General features: G+C 31.6%; 18 protein-coding genes and 1 pseudogene. 12 read left to right on the top strand and 7 right to left on the bottom strand.

All coding sequences use genetic code 11. The annotated features are described in order from the left end of the window. Positions 1-80: 80 nt before the first annotated feature. The gene (locus tag HS848_RS06055; RefSeq protein WP_198611605.1) at positions 81-1010 is read right to left on the bottom strand and encodes a transglycosylase domain-containing protein; all 930 of its coding nucleotides are present in this window, start codon (positions 1008-1010) and stop codon (positions 81-83) included. A gap of 377 nt (positions 1011-1387) precedes the next feature. Here HS848_RS06055 and tyrS point away from each other — a divergent pair, with 377 nt between their 5' ends. The 3 genes and pseudogenes from tyrS (at position 1388) to HS848_RS06040 (ending at position 4774) form a co-directional block, all read left to right on the top strand. Beyond that, entirely contained in the window at positions 1388-2650 is a 1263-nt protein-coding gene (tyrS, locus tag HS848_RS06050; RefSeq protein WP_198611604.1) for a tyrosine--tRNA ligase, read from the top strand. A gap of 90 nt (positions 2651-2740) precedes the next feature. Further along, the gene (locus HS848_RS06045) at positions 2741-3211 is read left to right on the top strand and encodes a MarR family transcriptional regulator (RefSeq protein ID WP_198611603.1); all 471 of its coding nucleotides are present in this window, start codon (positions 2741-2743) and stop codon (positions 3209-3211) included. Between the two features lie 149 nt (positions 3212-3360). Beyond that, positions 3361-4774: pseudogene (locus HS848_RS06040) on the top strand (MDR family MFS transporter). Positions 4775-4830: 56 nt separating this feature from the next. On the opposite strand, the gene HS848_RS06035 reads toward HS848_RS06040, so the two are convergent. Continuing rightward, complete coding sequence (locus HS848_RS06035; RefSeq protein ID WP_198611602.1) at positions 4831-6114, bottom strand: S1C family serine protease; 1284 nt, start codon at positions 6112-6114, stop codon at positions 4831-4833. A gap of 170 nt (positions 6115-6284) precedes the next feature. On the opposite strand from HS848_RS06035, the gene HS848_RS06030 reads away from it, so the two are divergent. From HS848_RS06030 to HS848_RS06000, 7 genes are all read left to right on the top strand, one after another. Then, positions 6285-6908 (top strand): lysophospholipid acyltransferase family protein, encoded by a 624-nt coding sequence (locus HS848_RS06030; RefSeq protein ID WP_198611601.1) that lies wholly within the window; start codon positions 6285-6287, stop codon positions 6906-6908. A 94-nt stretch (positions 6909-7002) separates the two neighbouring features. Then, positions 7003-7725, top strand: a complete 723-nt coding sequence (locus HS848_RS06025) for a hypothetical protein (protein ID WP_198611600.1) — start codon at positions 7003-7005, stop codon at positions 7723-7725. A gap of 234 nt (positions 7726-7959) precedes the next feature. Continuing rightward, the gene (locus HS848_RS06020; RefSeq protein ID WP_198611599.1) at positions 7960-8679 is read left to right on the top strand and encodes an LPXTG cell wall anchor domain-containing protein; all 720 of its coding nucleotides are present in this window, start codon (positions 7960-7962) and stop codon (positions 8677-8679) included. 198 nt (positions 8680-8877) lie between these two features. Beyond that, positions 8878-9501 (top strand): LPXTG cell wall anchor domain-containing protein, encoded by a 624-nt coding sequence (locus HS848_RS06015; protein ID WP_198611598.1) that lies wholly within the window; start codon positions 8878-8880, stop codon positions 9499-9501. A 178-nt stretch (positions 9502-9679) separates the two neighbouring features. Continuing rightward, complete coding sequence (locus HS848_RS06010; RefSeq protein WP_198611597.1) at positions 9680-10630, top strand: hypothetical protein; 951 nt, start codon at positions 9680-9682, stop codon at positions 10628-10630. 19 nt (positions 10631-10649) lie between these two features. Then, positions 10650-11297 (top strand): zinc ribbon domain-containing protein, encoded by a 648-nt coding sequence (locus HS848_RS06005; RefSeq protein ID WP_198611596.1) that lies wholly within the window; start codon positions 10650-10652, stop codon positions 11295-11297. A 12-nt stretch (positions 11298-11309) separates the two neighbouring features. Further along, a complete protein-coding gene (locus HS848_RS06000) occupies positions 11310-13961 on the top strand; it encodes an AAA family ATPase (RefSeq protein ID WP_198611595.1) in 2652 nt (883 codons plus the stop codon). A 118-nt stretch (positions 13962-14079) separates the two neighbouring features. Here the strand turns inward: HS848_RS06000 and HS848_RS05995 are convergent, their stop codons facing one another. Then, positions 14080-14835, bottom strand: coding sequence for a sulfite exporter TauE/SafE family protein (locus HS848_RS05995; protein WP_198611594.1), 756 nt, complete (start codon positions 14833-14835; stop codon positions 14080-14082). Beyond that, positions 14835-15095, bottom strand: a complete 261-nt coding sequence (gene cstR / locus HS848_RS05990) for a persulfide-sensing transcriptional repressor CstR (RefSeq protein WP_198611593.1) — start codon at positions 15093-15095, stop codon at positions 14835-14837. The genes HS848_RS05995 and cstR overlap by 1 nt, the downstream gene beginning before the upstream one ends. A 138-nt stretch (positions 15096-15233) precedes the next feature. Between cstR and HS848_RS05985 the strand changes: the two genes are divergently transcribed. Both HS848_RS05985 and cstB read left to right on the top strand, forming a co-directional pair. After that, the gene (locus HS848_RS05985) at positions 15234-16301 is read left to right on the top strand and encodes a DsrE/DsrF/DrsH-like family protein (protein ID WP_198611592.1); all 1068 of its coding nucleotides are present in this window, start codon (positions 15234-15236) and stop codon (positions 16299-16301) included. Positions 16302-16327: 26 nt separating this feature from the next. Then, a complete protein-coding gene (cstB, locus tag HS848_RS05980) occupies positions 16328-17662 on the top strand; it encodes a persulfide dioxygenase-sulfurtransferase CstB (RefSeq protein ID WP_198611591.1) in 1335 nt (444 codons plus the stop codon). Between the two features lie 194 nt (positions 17663-17856). Here cstB and HS848_RS05975 read toward each other — a convergent pair whose 3' ends face one another. From HS848_RS05975 to HS848_RS05965, 3 genes are all read right to left on the bottom strand, one after another. Continuing rightward, a complete protein-coding gene (locus HS848_RS05975) occupies positions 17857-18690 on the bottom strand; it encodes an alpha/beta hydrolase (protein WP_198611590.1) in 834 nt (277 codons plus the stop codon). Positions 18691-18735: 45 nt separating this feature from the next. Continuing rightward, complete coding sequence (locus HS848_RS05970; RefSeq protein WP_198611589.1) at positions 18736-19152, bottom strand: aromatic-ring hydroxylase C-terminal domain-containing protein; 417 nt, start codon at positions 19150-19152, stop codon at positions 18736-18738. Between the two features lie 92 nt (positions 19153-19244). Beyond that, entirely contained in the window at positions 19245-20228 is a 984-nt protein-coding gene (locus tag HS848_RS05965) for an FAD-dependent monooxygenase (RefSeq protein WP_198611588.1), read from the bottom strand. Between the last annotated feature and the right edge of the window lie 88 nt (positions 20229-20316).

Genomic DNA, 20316 nt, shown 5'->3' with positions numbered 1-20316 from the left:
ATATGTTATAAGAGTAGTAGGGTGATAAGCTCTACTACTTTTTTTATTTTGAAAAAAGGTGAGAGATATGTCGCCATATTTTATGCTGATTGTTTAGCATTACCCTTTAAATTTGGGTTAGTAAGTAAATGCTTATAAATATTAAATTGTTTAGCTTGTTCATATTCTTTTTTACTAATAACTTCTTCAATTAACATTCTCTTTAATACATAATGTTGACGATGAATACTTACTTGAACTTCACTAGAAGATTTTAAACTACCATCCATATCATACGGCGTATACATATAAGGACTTTGCAATAATCCAACAAGATAGGCCGACTGAGCCACATTTAATTGAGAAGGTGGCATACCAAATAAACTGTAAGAAGCAGAGGCTATTCCAGTAATATTGTTGCCATTATAATCACGGCCAAAAGGAACGATATTTAAATATGTATAAATAATTTCATCTTTTGATAATAAGTTTTCAAGACGCATAGCGAGTATAAGTTCGTTTGCTTTACGACTATAAGTCTTTTTACTAGATAAAACTTGGTTTTTCACTAATTGTGGCGTAATCGTACTGCCACCGGTACTTTGGTCTAAATTGAATACATCTTGAACCATAGCGCGAACTAACGCCTTTGGAAGAACACCATTATGTTTGAAGAATAATGTGTCTTCAGATGAAGTGAGCGCTTTTATAACATTAGGACTAACGTGATGAGGGCCTACAATTAAAGAGTTTTCAGATTGGTCATACTCTTGTAAGACATTCTTGCTATCGTGATTTAATACATTATCACCTGCAAAGTGTAAGACCCTTTCCTTCAATTCACTATCAGATAGTTGAGAAGCTTGTTGCGTTAAGGAATGAAAATAAACGACCGATGCTACAAAGGCAATCAGTGTAATAAATAAGCCAACGCCAAATAAGCCCACAAGAATATACTTAATTCGTTTGTAGACTTTTTCAAAACGATTTAATTTGTTATCTGATTTATAATTGGCTAGTTTGTCGTTCATCTTAATCCTCCTGAAATTTAAATATAGTATATCATATTCGGTAAGTTGACTTTTAATGAAGTGTTACTTATAATTAATACCAATTCAATATATATTGGATAAGAGGAGAAGTAGTATATCTGTGATTTATAGAGAGTTAGTGGTGGCTGTAAACTAACAATTGCTTTTATATGAATACACCTCAATGGTATTATCCTACGTTTAATTAATGAACGTATCATTAAGAGAGCGAATAACTACGATGAATTGAGTAGTTGTTTAAGTATGGTGGTAACGTGCACAAGCGCCCTTACATTGTTTAGCGATGTAAGGGTGTTTTTTATTTTCTGAAAATTAATATATTAACTATCTTATAAATTACACAGGAGGAATTGAATATGGATAATGCATTATTAGAAGAATTACAATGGAGAGGGTTAATTTACCAACAAACTGATGAGCAAGGTATCGAAGAATTATTAAATAAAGAACAAATCTCATTATACTGTGGCGCTGACCCAACGGCTGACAGTTTACATATTGGTCATTTATTACCATTTATGACATTGCGTCGTTTCCAAGAACATGGTCATCGTCCAATCGTTCTTATTGGTGGAGGCACTGGCATGATTGGTGACCCTTCAGGTAAATCTGAAGAACGTGTATTACAAACTGAAGAACAAGTTGAAGCAAATGTACAAGGTATCAGTGCACAAATGCATAAATTATTTGAATTTGGGACTGATAAAGGCGCAGTATTAGTTAACAATAGAGATTGGTTAAGTCAAATTTCTTTAATTAGCTTCCTTCGTGATTACGGTAAACATGTCGGCGTCAATTACATGTTAGGTAAAGATTCAATCCAATCACGCTTAGAAAACGGTATCTCTTATACAGAATTTACTTACACAATCTTACAAGCGATTGACTTCGGTTACTTAAACCGTGAATTAAATTGTAAGATGCAAGTAGGTGGTTCTGACCAATGGGGTAACATTACGAGTGGTATTGAATTAATGCGTCGTATGTACGGTCAAACTGAAGCTTACGGTTTAACTATTCCATTAGTAACTAAGTCAGACGGTAAAAAGTTTGGTAAATCTGAATCCGGCGCAGTATGGTTAGATGCTGAAAAAACTAGTCCATATGAATTTTATCAATTCTGGATTAACCAATCTGATGAAGATGTAATTAAGTTCTTAAAATACTTTACTTTCTTAGATAAAGAAGAAATTGATCGTTTAGAACAATCAAAAGAAGAACAACCTCACTTACGTGAAGCTCAAAAAGCCTTAGCTGAAAATGTCACTGAATTTATCCATGGTAAAGATGCTTTAAACGATGCTATTCGTATTTCTCAGGCATTATTCAGTGGTGATTTAAAATCATTATCTGCGCAAGAACTAAAAGAAGGCTTTAAAGATGTACCTCAAGTCGAATTATCATCTGAAACAACAAATATTATTGAAGCCTTAATTGAAACAGGTATTTCATCATCAAAACGTCAAGCACGTGAAGATGTTAATAATGGCGCGATTTATATTAATGGTAAACGCCAACAGTCAGTAGATTATGAACTAAGTGAAGCTGATAAAATTGACAATGAATTTACAATCATCCGTCGCGGTAAGAAAAAATACTTTATGGTTAACTACAAATAATTCTTATATTGATTAACTTTTAACAAATCAAAACGTATGATGAATGTAGGTTATAATAGACTTAATTTTCATAATTAAAAGAGTGATAAGATGGCTAAAAATAAAGAAGAAATACTTATGAGTAGTTTCAGAGATTTATTTAATAAGATTGGATGGCTTAACAAGGATAAGATGGAAGAAGCGCTACAAGGTTATAAACCGAGCGAAGTCCATTGTATTGAAGCAATTGCTGAATATCATCAGCCTAATGTACGTTATTTAGCAGATACACTTTATATGACACGTGGTGCTATTAGTAAGTTGACTAAACGTCTCCAACAAAAAGAACTCGTGGAAAGTTTTAAAAGTGAAGAAAATAAAAAAGAGATTTACTTTAAATTGACTAATAAAGGTAAAGAAGTTTATCAAACGCATTCACGATTACATCAACAATTTCAACAACGGGATCAAGAAGTTTTTGATAGTATGACTGATGAGGAATTTGATAATATGATGGCTTTTATTAATAGATATAATCAACACTTAGATCATCAAATTCAAGTTGAACAACGTATTCCATAAATTCTTGAACATGGGTAATTGTCATTCTAGAGTATTAAAATTCCCAATTAAATTATAGTTGGGAATTTTTTATATCTTATTATTGTTGACAAGGAAACAAAAAGAGAGTATATTTTGTTGACGAAGAAACAATATTAAGGAGTAAGTTTATGACAGATACAGATAATACTCAACTTTCAAAATCAACTATGACGGCTGCATGGGCTATTGCACTTGGAGCTATAGCACCAATGCTTGATTCTACAATGATCAATATAGCAATTAAACAACTTAACCAAACCTTTGGGACAACGTTAGATAGCGTTCAATGGGGGATTACAGGTTATGTACTTGCCTTAGCAATGATAATTCCAGTTGCTGGATGGTTAATTAATCATTTTAATGGTAAACAAGTTTTTATTAGTGCCTCTATATTGTTCGGCGTAGCTTCATTATTTGTAGGTGTTAGTTGGAATATTGAAACATTTATATTATTTCGAGTTATTCAAGGATTAAGTGGAGGCATTATAACTACCGTTATGTTTAGTCTGTTAATTAAAACCACAGGACAGGAACATATTGGGAAGGTCATGGCAATTGTGAGTACGCCTATGATATTAGGCCCTATACTCGGTCCAGTCATAGGCGGTTTTATTATTCATTATGCTACATGGCGATGGATGTTCTTTATTAATATAGTGGTTGTGGTTATAGCCATCATGCTACAAATTAAATTTCTACCCAATTTTAAGCCATTTAATAAGGACAAATCACTCGATGTAATAGGTGTCGTAGTTCTCGCGTTGATAAGTTTGGTTTTTATTTATGGGTTGACTAAAGCTACCGATTATCATCATTTTCTAAATACTGAAACTATCATTTATGTAAGCGTAGGTCTCGGTTTAGTGATTATTTATTATCTTTATAACCGTAATAAAAAGAATGACACTATCTTACCATTATCTTTATTTAAGAAAAGAAATTATACCGCTTCATTTATCGGTTTGTTTCTATTTAATGTAGGTATAATGGGACCTATGGTTATCATACCTTTATATTTCCAAACCTTTAAGCACTATACCGCAATTGGTGCTGCGTTGGCACTTATTCCTCAAGGACTTGGTATGCTTCTTACACGTCCTTATATAGGTAAAGCCATCGACAAATACGGCGCTAAATGGGTTGTTATCATTAGCTTAGTTATCGTAATGTTTGGTTCAATTCCTTTACTAGTGATTACTCAACATACCAGTATACTTTGGTTAGCGCTTATTTTATTTATTCGTGGATGTAGCGTAGGGGGGTATTAATCTAGGATTAACTACTGATGCTTACATGGGACTTGATGATAATGAAATTGCCGAAGCGGGCGTAGGTGTAAATATGATTGAAAATATTGGTTCAAGTTTCGGTACTGCCTTTATTGCTACAATCTTAGTAATGGTAGTTCATCAGTTAGGTTCTTCAGTTGAAAATAATCTTACGGCATACCATGCCGGTTTCTTAGTGTCAGTCATCGCATTAATCATTATTGTGATTCCATCACTCTTTCTTACTCATAAAAGAAAAGATTTAGCAAAATAATAAAAATGCACATCAGGCTATGAAATATAGCTAGATGTGCATTTTCTGTATTGATATTATTGTATAAATTGACTACTACCATTACTACCAAATTCTGAGTTAGATGATGACTCTGAATTTATAGAAGTGGATTTTTGATTTTTCAATTTAACTGTAACTTCTTTTGTTTTACCGTCACGTTCCACTGTTAATTTAGCAGTTTCGCCTGGTTTTTTATTTTGATATAAATAAGTTCTTAAATCAGTATCTTCTTCAACTTTTTCACCGTCAATTTTAGTGATGATATCGCCAACTTTTAAATCGCTTGAACTATCAACTTTTCCAACGTAAATGCCAGTTTTACGATCAGTATTGAGTTCTTTCTTATATGAATCTGGAATATCACTTAAGTTTAGTAAGCCGATACCAATTGATGCACGTTCGATTTTACCGTTTTTCACTAACTGTTCTATGGTAACTTTAACTTCATTACTTGGAATTGCAAAACCGATACCTTCCACCTGTTCGGCAGCAATTTTCATTGAGTTAATACCGACTAGGTTACCGTTAATATCAATCAGTGCACCACCAGAGTTACCTGGGTTAATTGCAGCGTCAGTTTGTAGTACATTAACTTTTGTACCGCCTGAAGTTGTATTAGATTCAATCGTACGTTCATTTGCGGAAATAATACCAGAAGTAACTGAGTTCGCAAACTCTAGGCCGAGCGGGTTACCCATCGCAAATACGCTATCTCCGGTTTGAACTTTTGAAGAATTGGCAAATTTAATTGCTTTGATTCCTTTAGTATTATCAATTTTTAATACTGCAATATCTGATACCGCATCTTTACCAATGAGCTTAGCTTTGACTTGCTTACCACTATGTAATTGAACTTTGATTTCTGAAGCACCACTAATTACGTGATTATTAGTCACGATATAAGCTGAATTATCATTCTTTTGGTAAATCACACCAGATCCAACCCCAGCTTGTTCAGCTTTAGAAGAAGATTTACCTTGTAATAAGTCATTGAAGCTAGTAGCTTTTTGCATATTAATCACGCCTACAATAGCAGGGGACACGTCTTTAATCATCGCATTGACGGATTTATATTTCTCACTTTTACCATCAAGCACGTTGCCACCTTTACTATTAGTCGCTTCTTGAACTTGTGAGCCATTATCATTTAAGCCAAACATTCCCAACATTTTACTTGCACCTAACACTAATAATGCGCCGATAATCCCTGCAATTAAAGCGACCAAGATAGTTTTAAACCATGGGAATTTAGGTTTCCTTGGTTGAGATTGTTGGTAATTGAAATGTGCTGATTGATTATCTTGATTGTAGTCAGACATTTTAAACCTCCATTATTAAATAAATTATTACCTTAATTATGAATTTTTTTTGGAAAATTTGCTAGTAAAGTACTATCAGACTTTAGATGTATCTTTGTGAAATCTTGTTCAAAAATGTGGATAGTGATAAAATCAAGAAAGCGTAGAAAACAAGAAGCAGGTGGCAAAAAATGTATAAATTTGTAAGTGGATTTTTAGATATTATTTTAGTGAAAATGGCTAAATCTTTATATGTATTAGGTAAAGAGAACATACCTAAAGATAATAAGTATGTAGTAACATGTACGCATGAAAGCTATAACGAGGTTATTATGTTAGGTGTCGCACTTTACCCAAATGAAATTCATTATATGGCGAAAAAAGAATTATTTAATAACAAATGGTTCGGTAAATTCTTAACGTCTTTAAATGCATTTCCAGTAAACCGTGAAAATCCTGGACCAAGTACGTTAAAACGCCCAGTGAATTTATTAAGAGAAAATAAAACTGTAGGGATTTTCCCAGCAGGACATCGTACATCTGTTGAAGGTGCACCTTTAAAACGTGGTGCCTCAACCATCGCATTACTTGGTAAAGCACCTATTTTACCAGCAGCATACGTAGGTCCAAAAAAATTACAAGGCTTAATCACAGGCCAAGCCTTAATTAAATTTGGTAAACCTATCTATCCATCAGATATTCCAAAAGAATTAAAACGTAATGAAAAAATCGATTTCTTAACAAAAGAAATTGAAACACGTACAGCTCAATTACAAAAAGAACTTCGTCTTATTCAAGATGGGTTAAATGACTAAGTTTAATCAAAGAAGATTTCTCACGTTAGAAGTCTTCTTTTTATATGAATAAATATCTATATAACAACAACTAAATTAGAAAGAAGGTGAGGATTTGCGAGAGTTAGAGAAATACGCAAAGGTTACATATATTTCAATTTTTGTATTGATAGTATTTTGGCTATTAATGAGTATTGTTATTCAAGGTATACTATATCCACCAACTAAGAGTGTGAGTTCAACTTATGATGCGTTAATTTACTATTCACATTTAAAAGGGTACTATGGCTTCGACCACGTAACTAAAGGAATAAGTTATTTGTTGGGATTGATTATACCTATATATATCTTTATTAAATTTAAACCTAAGATTGGATACATAAACAGTAATACTTTCATAATGTTAGTATTTGGATTATTATACTTTTTGATAAATGGAATGTCTTTAATAGTGCAAGGCATTACTGCTGAATATACTATTAATAGTGTAAAAAATGATAATATACATCATAGTCATGATTTTGCTGTAAATTTATTTAACTGGGTGATTAAAGACGGTGGTATTTCATTCAGTACATACATAACGTGTAGTATATGTCTTTTAATATGGATATATGCTACATCATCATTTTTGAAAAATAGTAGAAATAAGGTTTTATCAATGATTGTTAATGTAATCAAAGTGGTGATTATATCACTTGTTATCATCGCCACAATAGCTAGTATTTATCAAAACATTAGTTTAGCTAATACTTTCTTTTCAATAATAGATATATTGGCACTAATATGGATATTTATCTTGTTATTTAATAAAAGCGAAGCGGTTGAGAATAGTTAAAAATTTGAATGTAGCTAGAGTAAGTTTTTTATAAAAACTAAATCGATTAAAATTATTAATTTCCCTATCTTTTACGAGATTAGGGAATTTTTTTATGTTTAAAAACTAAAATAAGTTAATTATTTTATGTAAATAGACATGATGTGTCACGCTTGTTTGGTATTATCAAAGCGTACATCAAGATTACTTTTTATATTCAAATAGGTGAATACTAATTAAATTGGAGGCGTTTTTATGAAAACAACGAAAATCTTAGGAGCTACAACTTTAGCTAGCGCATTATTATTTACAGGCTTTGGTGCGACTCATTTTAATGAAGCACATGCAGATTCACAAGATAAAGAAACACTTACTTTAGCTACTCCTGAAAAATGGCAAAAGAAACATGATGAAATGCTAAAAGGTCGACTTGCAAATCCAAATCATGGAGGAGAAGGTGGCGGACCTACTTCAATCAATAGTTATGATAAGAGTTACGCAGAATATGTAAAACATAATTTAGATTATGCTAAAAATAGTAACTGGGTAGATATAAAAGTTCCTCAAGAAGGTAAAGATTATTTGAATGGTAATCAAACTCAAGCAAATAATAACGCTACTCAATCATCACAAGCTACAAACCAAACAGTAAACAATAATTCTAATAATCAAGGTATGGCTCAAAATAATGAACAACCTGCACAAGCTACAGATAATACAGTAAACAATAATGCTAGTAACCAAGCTATGACACAAGATAGCCAACAACAAACACAAGCTATGAATAATACTGCAGTAGCTAATCATAATGCTAATGAACAACAAACAAAGCAAATGACACAAGCAGATGCCAAAGTATTACCTGAAACTGGTGAAACAGCATCAAACGGCACTTTAGTAACACTAATTGCCTCAGTATTACTAGCAGTTGGATCTTTATTAACATTTAAACGCTTTTCAAAAAATAACCAATAATTAAAAATAATTAAGAAGGTTACGACGTATCGTCTACGTTGTAGTCTTCTTTTTCTTTCATTTACATTATTTATGCAAAATATTTATATAATTTACGTCTAAATAGACATGATGTGTCTTCGGCGTTTGATATTATTTTAGGTGTATTACATGTTTGATTTGAAGAGATATAAATATACTTTAAGTGGAGGCGTTATGATGAAAGCAACGAAAATTGTAGGAGCAACAACTTTAGCAGGTGCATTATTAATTACTGGGGTAAATGCACATGCGGCGGAAAGCGAAGTCAATGCAAATAATGCTATGAATATTGCATCTGATGTGATGAAGAAAGATGGTGACGCTCCAGAAAATATTGATTTTCATAGTGCGAAAGATAAAGGAAATTACTACTTCTTCGATTTTAATAATAAGTCTGGCGTTGGTGATGGAGGAGTAAGAGTGTATAAAGATGGTACTGTCGAAGTTCAATCAGGATATAAAGGTACTGTTGATGAAGGTGATTTCCATGTAAGCGGACAATATCAATTTGCTGAAAATCAAAATAATACTAACGAATCATCACAAGCTACAGATAACACAGTGAATAATAACCAAGCTATGACACAAGATAACCAACAACCTTCACAAACTTCAGATAACGCTACAATGACTAATAAATCTAGTGAAGAGAATATCAACCAAATGACACAATCAAATGCTAAAGAATTACCAGCAACAGGTGAAACTTCAAACAGTACTTTAATCACGCTAGTTGCTTCAGTATTATTAGCAGCCGGATCATTATTAACATTTAATCGTTTTTCAAAAAATAATAAATAATTATAAATAAGCTAATAATATATTAAAGAAGACGATTATAACGTGTTAGTAATACGTTATAGTCGTCTTCACTTTTTTACATATGATTAATTTTAAAATCATTCAAAATTTCACATATCGAAAATATTATTAAAGTCTCTACATAAATCATTCAAAATAAATATTTTAGGAGGAAAATATGAAAAAATTAGCTATAGGAATTCTAAGTTCTGCTCTAATTTTAAGTGCATGTTCTTCACATAAAGACGAAAATGAGAATAATAAAACCAATAACACGAATAAATCAGAAAGCACTAGCAAACAAGAAAATAATAAAAGTGTATCTCATAAACAAGAAATGAAAGAAACAACTTTTAGTGATGTATTTAATGATGGGAAAGAACATCTAGTTTATAAATTAAATTATAAAGGTATATACGCTGAAACAAATGATGAAAAACAATTCAAATATTTTCAAAACAACCCTGAAAAAATTCTAAATGATTTTGATATAGATGGAGTTTTTAATATAAAAGACAATAAAGGATTTAAGTATACATTTAGCCCGGATTCAGTAGATGATAAATTACCTGAAGGAACCACTTTTAGTAAATTGTCTGAAAATAGTATAAGTGAAAATCATAGAAAATTTGAAAAATTATTAAAAATAAATATTAAAGAGAAAAACGATAATTTAATTGAAAAAGAAGACTTAGGTATACCTCATAGTCCTAAGGGAATAAAGAAAGTTTATTACACTAAAAATGATAAATTAATTTCTGAAGATTATGAAATAGTTGGGTATTACCGTGCTCCAGAAGATGATTTGGATATTGATTCTAAAGATATTTGGAAACCACGTTATGACACTATGCTCGCTAGTACTGATTTTCCTAAGAAGAATATTGTAATTATAGAGCCGTTTAATTTTAAAGGTAAAACATATGCTGGAATCGCAAAAGGCGTATATGATTTCAATGGAAATAGAAGTTTAATCGGCTACTCAAACATGTTGATTACTGAGGTCCCTAAAAACACTAAAATCGTTCTTGATAAAGACACATCCGATGGCAAGATTAAGAAATACGAAGACACAGATGAGTATAAAACAAAGAAAGAAAAAGAAAAGAAAGAATTTGACAATCTTTAATTAAGGAATGGATGCTAAGATGGATACAAAAAAATTCGGAGCTTACACAAAAACAGATAATAATCAAAATAATCAATTCCATGATGATTCAAAAGAAACTAATGATAATTTAGAACAAAATCAGAGCTATGGTCATCATACTCAAAATAGTAATGAAGATTTAGCTAACAAGTTTGGAGCTAATTCTAATGCGTCCTATACTGACTATCAATCTAGTTCATCATTTGGTGCTCACACAAATGATAATAATACAGAGTTTGGTACGGAAAACTTTGGTGCCTCTTCAGAAAAGAGTTCAAATTCATTTGTGAAAAATTTTCTCAATATATTTAAACTTGATTCGACGGGCAAATGGATTCAAAGAGGCATAATTTCATTAATATTCTTTGCCTTTTTCTCTCTTATGGGTGGACTCAGTGCATATGGGGTCGTGGTTATACTAAATCTTATATTATTCCCATTTTTAATGTGTGTCGTGGATCATTTACTAAATAAACTTATTAGTAGTTCAAGCTTTGTAAAAGATTTAAGTGAAATGGGAATAAAATCTCTAGTTATTAAAGTAATAATTAAATATATGTTCTATTACTTTGTATGGGGATTCTCATGTTTTTTAGGTATTATAGCAATTATCTATTTATATTCACTGGCAAAAAAATTAGGTTAGGAGTCGTATAAGATGAAGAAACCAATCCTCGTGGGAAAAGGGTTTAGAAGAATTAGTTTTACTCATTTAATAGATGAAGCGAATGTTCCAAATGATAGTGTAGTAGTATTTGAAAACATGGGTAAAGAGCCTCATATTTATAAAAATATCGTGGATATTGATAATTTTGGAATCACATTTAGAGGAGAAAATAATCCGGAAGATGTAATTCTGAAAACTAGCATGGGAGGTAAAGATAGTAATATTATTATCGAAAATTTAACTATCGATGCTAGTGACAATTTAAAATATGCATTAGAATTTGAAAACTGCAATGTTACTTTAAGAAATATTATTATCAAAACCAATCCTCAAGCAAGTTCTATTATAGCTACTGAATTTAGTAATATAAAAATTGAAAATGTTACTATTATTAAAAACTATTTTTCTACAGAAACAAATTCAGATATATTTATAAACTCTAATTCAAAAGCTTTAATAATAAATTCTTTATTAGATACGATTATGGTATATCAAAATTCTTACATAGAAATGAAAGAGAATATGTTAAAAGGATTTTTATGTGTTCAAAAAAGTAGTAAGGCACAAATTGCAGGACTATATTTTGATAATCCTAGGAAAGAAAATGACATTAATATATTAAACGATAGCCAAGCGTTCATTAAAGGGTTAACTGTTATATCAGGTCATTCTAAAGCGTTAGTAAGGGAATCGTATTTATCTTTAAATGATATACACACTGATAATGTTAATGGCTACAGGGTTAATGTTGATGACTTTTCAGATGCAGTTGGAGAAGGCTTTAATGTGATAAATTTACCTTCAAAACAAATGAGCCATTCAACTACAGGAGAAACACTCGCGGATGAAGTCAACTATACTGAAACAACTGAATCTTATAATCATACTTCTGACCCTTATAATCAAACTTCCGAATCCTATATTGAAAATGATTACTCCACTGAGGACAACGAATATTATATAAATAATGAATCAATAACTAACTCAAATACTCAAACAGAAAATACTCAAAATTTCACAAGAGCAATTGATGAAATAAATGAACTCATTGGTCTAGATACGGTTAAAGATGGTATTAAGAAATTTATAAATATTGCTAAAATAAATAAAGTTAAAGAAGAAAAAGGGTTACAACGAAATTCTCCAGCGATGCACTCATTATTTGTCGGTAATCCAGGAACCGGAAAAACTACAGTAGCTCGTTTAGTTGCAAGAGCTTTATATGAAGAGGGAGTAACCCAAAGCGATTCTTTTATCGAGGTAAGTAGACAAGATTTAGTGTCTGAATTTATTGGTAAAACAGCTATTCAAACGGAAGAAATTTTAAAAGATGCGCTAGGTGGTGTCTTGTTCATTGATGAAGCATATACGTTAGTTGGCAACGAAGGTGATAGAGGTGTTGGCCAAGAAGCTATCAATGTAATCCTAAAATTTATGGAAGATCATAGAAATGAAATTATGATTATATTTGCAGGTTATACTAATGAAATGATTGAGTTTAAAAATTCAAATCCAGGATTAGCTTCTAGAATACCTCATACATTTGATTTCGAAGATTATAATTTACCACAATTACAAGAAATTGGAGTTAAATTTTTATATAAGAATGAATACAACTTCGATTTGAACGAGTACTATAGAGCGATGTCTAGCGAATATAATCGTAACTTTGATAATAGTAATGGCCGTTGGGTAAGGAATTTTAATGAAAAATTAACCTCTCAACAAATGCAAAGAATTGCCGAAAGTGGAGACTATGAAGATGAAAATGCATTAATGGAAATTACTCACGAAGATTTAGCAATATTCCTAAATCAAGATAACGACTCAAACCAATCCTTACAAAAACTAATAGATGAATTAAATAACTTAGTAGGTTTAAATTCCGTAAAAGAAACTGTAAGCGCAATAATTAATGAAGTTAAATTTAATAAAATGCTTGAAGATAAAGGGCAAATTGTTCCTAATAGTAATTACCATATGATTTTTACTGGATCACCTGGTACAGGTAAGACTACAGTCGCAAGGTTAGTATCTCAAATATTCGGTCAATTAGGCATTCTGTCTAAAGGACACTTAGTGGAAACGGATAGAAGCAGATTAATTGGTAAATATATCGGTCATACAGAGAAAAACACTAAAACAGCAGTGGATCATGCTATGGGAGGCGTGCTCTTTATAGATGAAGCTTATCAATTAGTTTCCTCGAATGAAAATGATTTTGGTGAGCAAGCGATTGAAACGCTTATAACCGAATTAGAAAATAATCGAGGTAAATTTATCGCAATTTTTGCTGGTTATGAAGATGATATGAAACGCTTTATTGAAGCGAATGAAGGTCTTCAATCCCGAGTTCCTTACGAAATACATTTTGAAGATTATACGCCACAACAAGTTGCAGATATTGTAATTTTAACCCTCGAAAAAGAAGAATGGACATTTAACGAACAATTATTAAGAGAAAAAGTTATTAGCATCTATTCTAATGTAGAAGATTCTAAAAAATCTAACGGGCGATGGGCTAGAAACTTTGTACAAGATCTTTTAATTAAACACAAAAATAAAATTATCAATACAGCAAACCCTAATAGCGACATAACTCATATAGATGATGAGACGATTCATGACTTGATTAGTAATTAAATATATTGGAAAAGACGACTATGACGCGATATTTTAACATCATAGTCGTCTTCTTTGTGTCTAACAAATAAATTAGCTTTTTAGCAATTTCATTATTCGTTGATATATCTCTTCATATTTATAAAGCAATTTGAATAATTGCAAAAATAATTAAAATACTAATAATCATTTTTTGAATAAAGTTAGAAACATTTTTACTTAGTTTTAAACCTAACGGAGCAAAGATAACACTTCCTATTATTAGAAATAAAGCGTCTTCAATAGGTATATAACCTTGTATAAGTTTAATGAGGAATGTGCCAATTGAGGATATGAAAGCAATCACTATACTATTAGCAACTACTGTATTCATTGGCAATTTAAATATAACTAATAATATCGGGACAATAATAAATGCTCCACCTGCTCCAACAATGCCTGAAACGATGCCTACAAAAAAACCTACAATTATCAATAAAGGTTTATTAAGCGAGGTTTGACCTGAACTAGGTTTAACATTAACAAACATTAATATCAATGCAAATAAAGCAATAATGATATATATTGTATTTACGAATTTAGCATCAAATAAATTTGCTAAAAGAGCACCTAACATACTCCCGATGATCATACCTCCGCCCATGCGAAATACTAATAGTGATGAGAACTCTTGTTTTTTACGAGCTTTTATTGAGCCACTTAAAGTACTGAAAAACACTTGACTGGAAGTAAGTCCTGAGGCAATGTATGCGCTATAAGAGGGGACCCCAAATAATGGTGGTAATAATAAAATAGCTGGATAAATAATGATAGCACCACCTACACCTACTAGACCGGATATAAAACCGCCGAATACTCCAATAAGTAACATGATAAGCATGGTAACAATATCCATTATTTACTTTTTACCAATAAGTTAACTGCTTCGTTAATTAATTCTTGAGAGTTTTCTCCGTTTTCTTCGGCTGCTTTTACACACTCTATTAAATTTTCACTAATAATTATGCCCATCAAACGTTGAATAGAACTCTTTGATGCACTGATTTGAGTAATTACATCTTTACAATCTTTTTCTTCTTCCATCATTTTAATAACTCCGTTTAGTTGCCCTTGTATTCGATTAATACGATTAATTAATTTTTTATCATAATTCATAGTTATATCCTCCATCTTTAATTGAATAATTTCATAATAATAGATAAAAACAACTATGTCAAATACCCAACGGGGTATTTGACATAGTTTGTATATCAGTTTATTATACCCCTGTAGGTATTTATTAGGAGGTTATTTATGAAACAATTTGATGAAAAATATATTAACAATTTAAGTCAACAAGAATTAGAGAACTTGGGCTCAACAGGCCAATTGATTGACGTAAGAACGCAAGAAGAATATGAATTAGGGCACATAAAAGGTTCAATATTACATCCTGTAGATGAAATTGAAACATTTAATAGAGATAAAAATAAAACCTATTATATTTACTGTAAAAGTGGTAATAGAAGTGCTAAAGCAAGTAATTATCTAGCTAAGCAGGATTATGATGTTATTAATTTAGATGGTGGTTATAAAAGCTATGAAGCAAGACATATCAGCGACGATACAGAAGATGAAAGTAAAAACGTAGAAATTAAAACAGAGCGTAAACAATTTAACTATTGTGATCTTCAATGTCCAGGACCAATTGTAAACATTAGTAAAGAAGTAAAAAATATTGAAATTGGCGATCAAATTGAGGTTACGGTTAGCGATCCTGGATTCGTTAATGACATTAAAAGTTGGGCAAAGCAAACTGGACATATATTAGTTAAACTTAATGAAAATAAGCATGAAATTAATGCAATTATCCAAAAAGGAACACCAAAAGATAATAAAGAGAACTATGCGCCTAAAAATACCACAATAGTACTATTTAGTGGAGAGTTAGATAAAGCAGTGGCTGCATTAATTATCGCGAATGGTGCTAAAGCTTCTGGGAGAAATGTAACCATCTTCTTTACTTTCTGGGGGCTTAACGCATTAAAAAAAGCTCAAACGCTTAATGTTAAAAAGAAAGGTTTCGCAAAAATGTTTGATTTTATGTTACCAAGAACACCTTTAAAAATGCCTCTTTCCAAAATGAATATGTTTGGTTTAGGAAATATAATGATGCGCTACGTTATGAAAAAGAAAAATGTTGATTCATTACCATCACTTATTGATCAAGCGATCGACCAAGATATCAAATTAATCGCATGTACGATGAGTATGGAGGTTATGGGCATTAAAAAACAAGAACTCAGAGACGAAATTGAATACGGTGGAGTAGGGACATATATAGGTGATACTGAAAACGCAAGTCATAATTTATTTATTTAAAACTATTAAAAATAAGGAGTTTTTTTATGTTTTTTAAACAATTTTACGATAATAATTTATCTCAAGCATCTTATTTAGTTGGTTGTCAACGCACAGGAGAGGCAATTATTATTGACCCTGTACGTGACTTATCAAAGTATATTGAAGTTGCAGATACTGAGAATTTAACAATTACACAAGCTACAGAAACGCATATTCATGCAGATTTTGCTTCTGGAATTCGAGACGCAGCTGAACAATTAAACGCAAATATATATGTATCTGGCGAAAGCGATGATCAACTAAGTTATAAAAATATGCCAAAACAAACACAATTTGTTAAACATCAAGATATTATTTATGTAGGTAATATTAAATTAGAAGTATTGCATACACCTGGTCATACCCCGGAAAGCATCAGTTTCTTACTTACTGATGAAGGGGGAGGATCGAATATTCCAATGGGCCTGTTTAGCGGTGATTTTATCTTCGTCGGGGATATAGGTAGACCTGATCTATTAGAAAAATCAGTTCAAATGGAAGGCTCAACAGAAATTAGTGCGAAGCAGATGTATCAATCTATTGAAAGTGTTAAACATTTATCAGATTATATACAAATTTGGCCAGGGCATGGGGCTGGAAGTCCTTGTGATAAAGCATTAGGCGCAGTACCAATGACTACGCTAGGCTATGAAAAAATAAATAATTGGGCTTTTAATGTAAATGATGAAACTAAGTTTGTTGAAACTTTAATATCAAATCAACCAGCACCTCCGCATCACTTTGCACAAATGAAAAAAATTAACCAATTTGGTATGAGTTTGTATCAGCCGTATAATATTTATCCTAGTCTAGAAAATAAGAGAATAGCATTTGATCTTCGTAGCAAAGAGGCTTTTCATGGTGGTCATATAAAAGGGACAATCAATATTCCTTACGATAAAAATTTTATTAATCAAATTGGTTGGTATTTGGATTTTGAAAAAAGTATAGATTTAATCGGCGATAAATTTACAGTTGAGCAAGCAGCATATACTTTGCAATTAATCGGTTTTAATAATGTAGCAGGTTATCGTTTACCTAAACCAGAAATTAAAACACAATCAATCCATAGTGCTGATATAACTGGAGAAGAAGTTCATGTTTTGGATGTACGGAATGAAGAAGAGTGGAATAATGGCCATTTAGAGCAAGCAGTGAATATTCCACACGGCAAACTATTAAATGAAAAGATTCCTTTTAATAAAGAAGATAAAATATACGTACATTGTCAGTCAGGCGTTAGAAGTTCGATCGCAGTGGGAATATTAGAAAGCAAGGGCTTTGAAAATGTTGTAAATATTAGTGAAGGATATCAAAGTTTTCCTGAGCTATTAAAATAAATGATGAGGACTTATTTTCAAATCTGTATTTATATAGATAAAGATAAATTTGATATAAATAGCCTTGATAAACAATTATAGGAATTGTAAAAATAGCTAAATATAGTTTAGTTACTGATATTCGTTAGTAAAAAAGCAACGTACAACCGAATAGTGTACGTTGCCTTTATTATTTAGTATGCAAATTCACTCATTTATTTAGTAAAAGAATATAAAGTCTCACTAAATTCTTTCGGAGAATGCATATAACCGAAGTGGCCACCAGGTGTACGCATCACGTTGATGTTAAGCTGTTCAGAGATATAATTGTTCACTTCATCTACAAACGTATCTTTAGATTCTGCTCCGCTTAATAAAGTAATAAGTGATTTGTTTTTAGCTAAATCTTCAAGCGTAATATCGGAATGGGTATATTGTCTAATCTCATATTTTGCCCAAAATAAAGTTTGTTCGTATTTTTGTTTTTGAGCTTCGCTATCTTTAACGTTAAATTGAGATGCAGTTTCCATATATTCCGAAGAAGCATTATTCTTTTTGGAAAAGGTCTTCATGCCTTCTTCAAGACCCTTATTAAAGATGTCATCTACAATATCTTCATTTTTCTCTTTCCAATACGTCGCCTCAGGTAAAAAGGTGTTAATCGGTGGTTCATGAAAGGCAATTTTATTAATTATTTCAGGATAGTCTTTGAGTAAGTGCATCGCTACGATAGCACCAGAACTAGTACCTAAAACATATATTGATTCATCAGCTAGATATTTAGATAATTCGACTATATCTTTTACGTCTCGTTTAATTCTATAGTCATCGTAAGCATTCTTCGTACGTTCTGGTAAAGGCTCTGTGAAATTACTTTTACCATAGCCACGACGATCATATGTTACTACGCTAAATTGATGCTTTAATTGCTCAACGAATGGTTCGAAGATATCTCCCGTACCATTTGCCCCTGGGATTAAGATTAGTAGGGGACCTTTGCCTTCAATATTATAATTAATATTCGCTCCATTTAATTCTAAGGTATTCAAAACATAATTCCTCCATTTTAATAGTCTTTTATAGCATCATTAATTTTAAAACCATTTAGTAAGCTCTTTTTGAAAATCTGAAGCGTTAAATTTTTCAGAACTAGCCCAAGCTACATGTCCATCAGGTCTGATGAAAAGTGTAGAGATGCCTTTTACATCTTCATGTTCTGTTATACTTCCAGAAATGCAGTGAATATAATTTGTCACGGATTCTGGAACTTCAGGAGTTTCAGTATTAGTTAAATCAATAAGTAAAAATTTCTGATCTCGTAATAATTCAAAGATTGTATATTTTTCTCCGTTGTTAGAGGTAATGTCTAAATTTCTCATCGGCTTGCCAACGAGTGTTTCCTCATTTTCCCCATAAGAAAAATTTAGACCAGCTAATTCACTAGAAAGTCGTTTATTAACTTCATCCATTGGAATAAAATAAGTTTCAAAATAGCGTTTAAATGAAATCATATCTTTTGAAAAGTTTAATTGAATGGCCGTCTGATGATTAACGCCATCTAAATGTGCAATAACGGCCGGTTTACGTTCAGCTTCGTAACTTTCTAATAAGCCGTTTGATTTACACGCTTAACGGTATAAGCTAATTTCCAACCTAAGTTAAAAGCGTCTTGTAAACAAAAATTCATTCCAACGCCTGCAGCAGGGTAGTGTATACGAACTGATTCTCCTACTAAAAAGACGCGTTCTGTTTGCATCTTTTCAGCCATATACATTGCATCATTAAATCTTAGTGAAGATTTAACATTATCTAAGTCGAAATCTCTATCCCAAATATTCTTAATACTTGTTTTAACTTTTTCAAGATCAACAGGTTGATTTTTATGAAGTTCAGTCGTATCTTCTGCATCGATAACAGTAAAACGTGTGAGATTTTTACCCATTGGAATGACTAAACACCAACCATGTTCATTGTCAGTTACTCTTGCCTGACGTTCTGACCACGGAAATGGTATTTCAACTTCTAAATTAACGATAGAATGCGTAGGTTCATAGCCATTCCATTGAATACCTAATGACTTTCTCACCGTACTATTACCACCATCAGCTCCGACTACATATTTACAAGTTAAAGTTTTGTTGTAATCATTTTCATCTAATATATCTACTTCAACAAAGTCGTCTTGTTCTCTAACATCTGTTACTTCTATATTACGTTTAAAGTTAGCTCCTAAATGTGTTGCTCGTTCTGCAAGTATTTTTTCAGTTTCAACTTGAGTTAACAGTAATTTATACTGAAATGAACTGTCTAATTTAGAATAATCTAGCCCAGATAAACCGGCCCAAATGCCACCACTTGATTTTGGATGTGGGTTGAATTCTTGTGCTCTATTGATAAACGTTTCCACAAATCCTCTAGAATCAAATATCTCTAGTACTCTCGGTTGTATGACCCCTGCTCTTGATAGATAAGGCTCTTTACGCTTTTCAAGAATTAACGTATCTACTCCAAATTGCGCTAATTCATTACCTACCATTAAACCCGATGGACCTCCACCGACAATAATAACTTCAGTATCTAGATTCATTTAAATTCCACCTTTTTTTCTTTATCTTATTAAAAACTAATACAAAACAGCCCCTCAAACAACAATCAATATAATCCATATTGTTTAG

This window comes from Staphylococcus caledonicus (genome assembly GCF_016238465.1).
Taxonomy (GTDB): domain Bacteria; phylum Bacillota; class Bacilli; order Staphylococcales; family Staphylococcaceae; genus Staphylococcus; species Staphylococcus caledonicus.
This window is presented reverse-complemented; position numbering and strand designations above follow the sequence as displayed.